We start from the raw sequence: 6377 nt of genomic DNA, 5'->3' as shown, positions 1-6377 counted from the left end.
CGCCGCACAGCTCAGCGCCAGAGACGGGGACCCCAACATCAAAAGCCACGGCAGCTTCGCGCGATGAGCGCGGCTGCGCTGTGCTTTGCTGTTGCCTTTAACCCCCTTTGCCTCGCACCGAGCAGCGCAGCGAGCGCAGCGGGAGAGCCGAACAGGAAGTTCGGCTCAGTTGCAGCCGCGCCATGGATGGCGCGTCTGCAACGGCCCCGAGCACGCGGGGCGGGGTTGGCTGCCGGCGCCGCGTGAGCGGCGACGGATGCGAGGCGTAGGGCGTGCTTTCTCTTGGGTACTTCTCTTTGCACGAGCAAAGAGAAGTACCTCGGGCGCCGACAGGCGCACGAAACCACAACCAGATCGAGAACCACACGCAGTAAAGCCCTGCGGCTTACGGTTGGGGCTTAGCTGCCGCGTGGTTCTCTGGGCATGCCCAAACCGCGCTCGGCAATGAGATTGAGCTGAATCTCGTTGCTGCCGCCATAGATGGTGTCGGCGCGCGAGAAGAAGAACAGCTTCTGCAGCGCCGCGCTCAGCTCGTCCGTGCTGATCACGGCGGCGTCTTCGCCCAGTACGTCCATCGCCAGCTTGCCCAGCTCGCGATGCCAGTTCGACCAGTAATACTTGTAGATCAAGGCCTCGCGCCGCAGGCCCAGCTCGGCGCCGTCGGCGAGCATGCGCAGCGCGTTGTACCGCATCACGCGCAGACCGCTCCAGGCTTGCGCCAGACGCGCGCGGATCGCGGGCTCTGCGATGCGGCCGCTGCGCCGCGCCGCCGTGCAGACCTGCTCGAACTCGTGCAGGAAATGCATCTGCTGACCCAGCGTGGACACGCCACGCTCGATGTCCAGCAGGCCCATCGCCACCTTCCAGCCTTCGCCGGGCTTGCCGACCAGATGCCCGGCCTCGGCACGCGCGCCGTCGAAGAACACCTCGTTGAATTCCGAACCGCCGCCGAGCTGCCGGATCGGACGGATCTCGATGCCGCTCTGGCGCAGCGGCAACAACAAAAAGCTCAAGCCCTTGTTGCCTCGGCTGCCCGGCTCGCTGCGCGCCAGCACGAAAATCCAGTCCGACTCATGCGCCAGCGAAGTCCAGATCTTCTGGCCGCTCACCCGCCAGCTGCCATCGCGCTGCGGCTCGGCGCGGGTCTGCACATTGGCCAGATCCGAGCCGGCATTGGGCTCGGAATAGCCCTGCGCCCAGAACTCGCGGCCCGCCACCACCTGCGGCAGAAAACGCCGCTGCTGCTCGGGCGTGCCGTAGGCGATCAGCGTCGGCCCCAGCAGGCCCTCGCCAATATGCCCCATGCGTCCCGGTCCGCCGGCGCGGGCGTATTCCTCGTGGAAGATCACCTGCTGCGCAATCGACAGCCCGCGCCCGCCGTGCTCGCGCGGCCAGCCCACGCAGGTCCAGCCGCCGCTCGCCAGCTCGCGCTCCCATGCCTTGCGCAGTGCGGGATCGGCTTCTTCATCGCCGGGTCCGCCGCGATGGCGCAGCGCGGCGAAGCGGCCTTGCAGATGCTCGTGCATCCAGCCGGCAACCTCGTGACGGAAAGCCTCATCCGCCCTTGCGGCCACGGGCTTGCCCGCGAGCGAGGCTTGCGCAGCGCCCGCCGTCGCGGGCAAGCCTGCGCCCACAACATTCATCACCGTCTCGCGCAAGGCTTCCGGATAACCCAGCCAGGCGTTCAGCGCCTGCGCGCGCTTGAAGTGCAGCTGCGGATCGTATTCCCAGGTGAAGCCCACGCCGCCGTGCAGCTGGATGGCTTCCTGCGCGCAGTGAAAGTAAGTCTCGGCGGCCTGCGCCTTGGCGGCGGCACATTCGGCGAGCAGGGCGTCGCCATCGCCGCCTTCGGCGGCCAGCGCTGCGGCGCCGGCGACCAGCGAGCGCAGCGCCTCGATTTTCACCATCATCCCGGCACAGCGATGCTTGATGGCCTGGAACGACGCGATCGTGCGGCCGAACTGCTTGCGCTCGCTGATGTAGGCCAGCGTGAGATCCAGACACTGCTGCGAACCGCCCAGGGCCTCGGCCGCCAGATACAGGCGCGCCAGGGCCAGCGCGCGCGCGGCACCGCTGCGCGCGCGCGGCGGATCGTCGATGCGCCGCGCAGGCACAGCCGCCAGCTGCAGCCGCGCGCAGCGGCGTGTGCCGTCCCAGTTGGGCGCGGCTTCGATCTGCAGGCCTTTCGCATCGGCGCGCAGCAGGAACCAGGCGAGCGCGCCGTCGCCCGTGCGCGCGGGCAGCACGAAGGCCTGCGCACTGCCCGCATCCGGGAGCGCGCCGATCTGCCCGCTGAGCTGCCAGCGCTGATCCTGTTGCGCGGCGCACAGCGTGCTGTCCTCACCGTAGTGGAAACTGGCGCTGCTGCTCAGCGGCGCGCTCAGGCGCAGGCTGCCGGCGGCGATCTCCGGCAGGTATTGCGCCTGGGTTTTCTCGTCCGCCAGTTCCTGCAGCAGACTGGCGCTCAGGCAGACGGTGGAGAAGAACGGCGCGCAGAGCAGACGCCGTCCGGCCTGTTCCTGCAGCAGCGCCAGCTCCACGGGGCCCAGACCCATGCCGCCATGTGATTCGCTGATGCTCAGCGCCGACCAGCCCAGTTCGCCGGCCAGACGCTGCCAGAGTGTGGCGTCGAAGCCGCTGTCGCTGGCAATCACGGCGCGCACCGCCGCCGAGTCGCTGGCGTCGGCCAGGAAGCTTTCCGCAGCCTCGCGGATCAGACGCTGGTCATCGGAGAGAAGCAGGTTCATCGTCGCAGGGTCTGGCTTGTAGAAGCCCGATTATCGACAGTGCCTGCGCACGACTCCTCACCCGTTGGGATGACGGGCCAGCCGATGGCTAGGGCCTGTTCACCTTCATCTTGCCCACTGCCCTGCTGCCAGAAAGCACAGCCATTCGCTGGACCCGAAGCGCTCGACGCGCGGCTCGCCGGCCGGCGGCGCAGCGCGCCGCTCAGGTTCCGTAGACTTTCTGCGCGGGCGGCGCGTCCGCGAGCAGACGGCCGACCACCTCGCCCAGTTCCTGCGGCTGCCAGCGCGCTTTCTTGTCGATGGCCACGCCGCTGTGCCAGCCGCTGGCAATCGCCAGCTTGCCGCCTTCCACCTCGAACACCTTGCCGGTGACCTTGGCCGACAGCGGGCTGCACAGCCAGACCACCAGCGGCGCGACATTGGCCGGGTCGTAGTAGTCGAAGCTGCCGTCCTCGGGCTTCTTCATCATCGCCGCGAACGGGCCTTCGGTCATGCTGGTGCGCGCGGCCGGCGCCAGCGCGTTGGCGGTGATGCCGTAGCGCGCCAGCTCTGCCGCCTGCACCAGGGTCAGCGAGGCGATGCCGCCCTTGGCCGCCGCGTAATTGCTCTGCCCCACGCTGCCCATCAGACCGGCGCCCGAGCTGGTGTTGACGATGCGTGCGTCCACCTTCACGCCCGCCTTGCTCTGCTCGCGCCAGCGCTGCACCAGCACGCTGGCGAGGCAGAAGTGCCCCTTGAGGTGCACCTTGATCACCAGATCCCAGTCTTCTTCGCTGAGCGAGGCAAACATGCGATCCCGCACGATGCCGGCATTGTTGACCACGCCCTGCACATCGCCGAAGGCCTCGACGCCGGTGGCGACGATGGCACGCGCGCCATCCATGCTGGTGATGTCATCGCAGCTGGCCACCGCCTTGCCGCCGGCCTTCCTGATCTCATCGACCACGGCCTGCGCGGCCTCGCGACGGATGTCGTTGACGATCACGCCGGCGCCCTCGGCGGCCAGGGCCAGCGCGTAGGCGCGACCCAGGCCGCCACCGGCGCCGGTGACGATGATGCTGCGGTCGTTGCAGATGCGGTTCATGTGTTTGCTCTTGGTTGCGGCGGCTGGAGAAGCCCCCCTCTCCCCAACCCCTCTCCCGCGAGGGGAGAGGGGCTTCAAGTCAGTTACCACCTTTGTCCCTCAGCTCGCACAGGAGAGTGGTTTCAAAAGACAGGTGACTGCTGCCTTCCCCTCTCCCCTCGCGGGAGAGGGGCCAGGGGAGAGGGGGGACTTTTTACAGCCGCTCGATGATGGTCACGTTCGCCACGCCGCCGCCTTCGCACATGGTCTGCAGACCATAGCGGCCGCCGCGACGCTCCAGCTCGTGCAGCAGCGTGGTCATCAGCTTGGCACCGGTGGCGCCCAGGGGATGGGCGAGTGCAATGGCACCGCCGTTGACGTTGGTCCTTTCATGCGGATAGCCGGTTTCCTTCAGCCAGGCCATCACCACCGGCGCGAAGGCTTCATTGATCTCGACCAGATCGATGTCGTCCATCTTCATGCCGGTCTTCTTCAGCGCCTGCCGCGTGGCCGGGACCGGCGCGGACAGCATCATGATCGGATCATCGCTGTACACGCTCATGTGGTGGATGCGGGCGCGCGGCTTCAGGTTGTAGCGCTTGAGCGCACGCTCGGAGACGATCAGCACCGCGGCCGAGGCATCGCCGGTCTGGCTCGACACGCCGGCGGTGATGGTGCCGCCGGGCGCCAGCGGCTCCAGCTTGGCCATCTGCTCCAGCGAGGTGTCACGCACCGACTCGTCCATCTTCAGGCCCGCAGTCTCGATCAGCTCGCGATCGAAGTGACCGGCCTGCTGCGCGGCGCGCGCACGGCGATGCGATTCCAGCGCAAACACTTCCATCTGCTCGCGGCTGATCTGCCAGCGATCCGCCATCATCTGCGCACCGACGAACTGCGAGACCGGCTGCTCGCCGAAGCGCGCCACCCAGCCCTTGGAACCGGAGAACGGATCCTTGAAGCCCAGGGCTTGCGCCGCGATCATCGCCGAGGAGATCGGAATCTGGGTCATGGTCTGCACGCCGCCGGCCACCACCACATCCTGCGTGCCGCTCATCACCGCCTGCGCGGCGAAGTGCACGGCCTGCTGCGAGGAACCGCACTGACGGTCGATGGTCACGCCCGGCACGTGCAGCGGCAGACCGGCCGCCAGCCAGCAGGTGCGCGCGATGTTGCCGGCCAGCGGGCCGATGGCATCCAGGCAGCCGAAGATCACGTCTTCATAGTCCTCGGCGGGAATCGCATTGCGCGCCACCAGGGTCTTGAGCGCATGCGCACCCAGGTCCGCACCGTGCATATGCGCCAGACTGCCCTTGCGCTTGCCCGTGGGGGTCCGCAGCGCATCGACGATATAAGCCTCAGCCATCACACTCTCCGAAAGACAGAATTTGGTTTTCGATTATGCCGGCGCCTTGCCGGCACCGGAGATTTCCGCCCAGGGCGGAAATCCGCATGCCTTGCGCGCGCAGACAAGGCCTTGTCTCGCGCTGCGCTTCACGCGAATGTCGCGCCCGGCCCCAGCAGCGTGGCCTCGTCCAGCAGATGCCCGGCGATCCGCGCCTTGAGCACCGGCGCATCGCCCCAGGCCGCATCCAGTGCCCAGGCGCGTTTGGCGTACATCTGCAGGTCTGCTTCCCAGGTGTAGCCCATGGCGCCATGCGCCTGCAGGCTCTTGCGCGCGGCCAGACGCGCGGCCTCGCCGGCGGCGAGCTTGGCCTGTGCCACGTGCACGCTGCGCAGCGGCCGCTCACCGGCCACCGATTGCGCGGCGCGATGCAGCACCGGCTCGGCGAATTCGATCTTCACCGCGACATCGGCCAGCTGATGCTTCACCGCCTGGAAAGAGCCCACCGGCTTGCCGAACTGCTTGCGCTGTGCGGCATGGTCCACGCCCAGATCCAGCATGCGCTGCGCCAGGCCCAGCAGCTGCGCGCTGGCGGCCAGCGCGGCGCGGTCCAGCACGCCGGCCCAGAGCTCGCGGCCATGACTCGCCGGACAGATGCGCGTCTCGCGGCTGGGCGTCCATTGCAGCGCGTAAAGCCGACGCGACAGATCGATGCTGGGCTGGAACTGCAGCTGGCAGTGCTCGCGACGCAGGGCGTGAATCTCGTCCTCGTGCCAGGCCAGGATCAGATCGGCCAGCTCGGCATCGGCCACCAGCGGATTGAGCGGATGCGCCACCGCGATGCGCGCCTTGCCCGAGGCCACGCGCGGCAGCCATTCACGCTTGAGCGCGACATCGGCCGGCAGGCGCTTGAGCAGGTCCACCGCCAGATAGGCGCTGTCGGTGAGCGAATCGGGAATCGCGAAATAACCCAGCTCCTGATGCACCAGCACCCAGTCCAGATCGCCCAGACCGATGCCGCCGAATTCCTCCGGCACCGAGAGCGCGGTGAGGCCCTGATCCGCAAGCTTGGCGCGCAGCTCGGCCGAGCGGCCGCTGCGCGTGGTTTCCCAGATTTCGCGCAGCCATTCCGGCGCCGCTTCCACCATCAGGAATTTATGGATGGCGCTGCGGAAAGCCAGCTGTTGTTCGTCGAAGGTGAAGTCCATGGTGCCTTGGTCCCGGA

Annotated in this window: 4 protein-coding genes and 1 pseudogene; all 5 read right to left on the bottom strand. The window is 68.0% G+C overall.

Annotated elements, in window-relative coordinates; translation table 11 throughout:
- Nucleotides 1–398: 398 nt before the first annotated feature.
- The 5 genes and pseudogenes from BMY12_RS20930 to BMY12_RS14700 all read right to left on the bottom strand — a co-directional run bounded on the left by BMY12_RS20930 (nt 399) and on the right by BMY12_RS14700 (nt 6360).
- Entirely contained in the window at nt 399–1574 is a 1176-nt protein-coding gene (locus BMY12_RS20930) for an acyl-CoA dehydrogenase family protein (RefSeq protein ID WP_366516811.1), read from the bottom strand.
- A 75-nt stretch (nt 1575–1649) separates the two neighbouring features.
- Nucleotides 1650–2747, bottom strand: a pseudogene (locus BMY12_RS20925) (acyl-CoA dehydrogenase family protein); the annotation flags it as partial.
- A gap of 202 nt (nt 2748–2949) precedes the next feature.
- Nucleotides 2950–3831 carry an SDR family oxidoreductase gene (locus BMY12_RS14710; protein ID WP_093287782.1) on the bottom strand — a complete coding sequence of 294 codons (882 nt, stop codon included), beginning with the start codon at nt 3829–3831 and terminating at the stop codon, nt 2950–2952.
- Between the two features lie 193 nt (nt 3832–4024).
- Nucleotides 4025–5173, bottom strand: a complete 1149-nt coding sequence (locus BMY12_RS14705) for an acetyl-CoA C-acetyltransferase (protein ID WP_093287779.1) — start codon at nt 5171–5173, stop codon at nt 4025–4027.
- Nucleotides 5174–5301: 128 nt separating this feature from the next.
- Nucleotides 5302–6360, bottom strand: coding sequence for an acyl-CoA dehydrogenase family protein (locus BMY12_RS14700; RefSeq protein ID WP_093287776.1), 1059 nt, complete (start codon nt 6358–6360; stop codon nt 5302–5304).
- Between the last annotated feature and the right edge of the window lie 17 nt (nt 6361–6377).

The organism is Solimonas aquatica, from assembly GCF_900111015.1.
GTDB lineage: Bacteria > Pseudomonadota > Gammaproteobacteria > Nevskiales > Nevskiaceae > Solimonas > Solimonas aquatica.
This window is presented reverse-complemented; position numbering and strand designations above follow the sequence as displayed.

What these genes read in the sequence shown, in the direction of transcription:
- BMY12_RS14710 (WP_093287782.1), bottom strand. Translation starts at nt 3,831, where the DNA reads ATGAACCGCATCTGCAACGACCGCAGCATCATCGTCACCGGCGCCGGT.
- BMY12_RS14705 (WP_093287779.1), bottom strand. Translation starts at nt 5,173, where the DNA reads ATGGCTGAGGCTTATATCGTCGATGCGCTGCGGACCCCCACGGGCAAG.
- BMY12_RS14700 (WP_093287776.1), bottom strand. Translation starts at nt 6,360, where the DNA reads ATGGACTTCACCTTCGACGAACAACAGCTGGCTTTCCGCAGCGCCATC.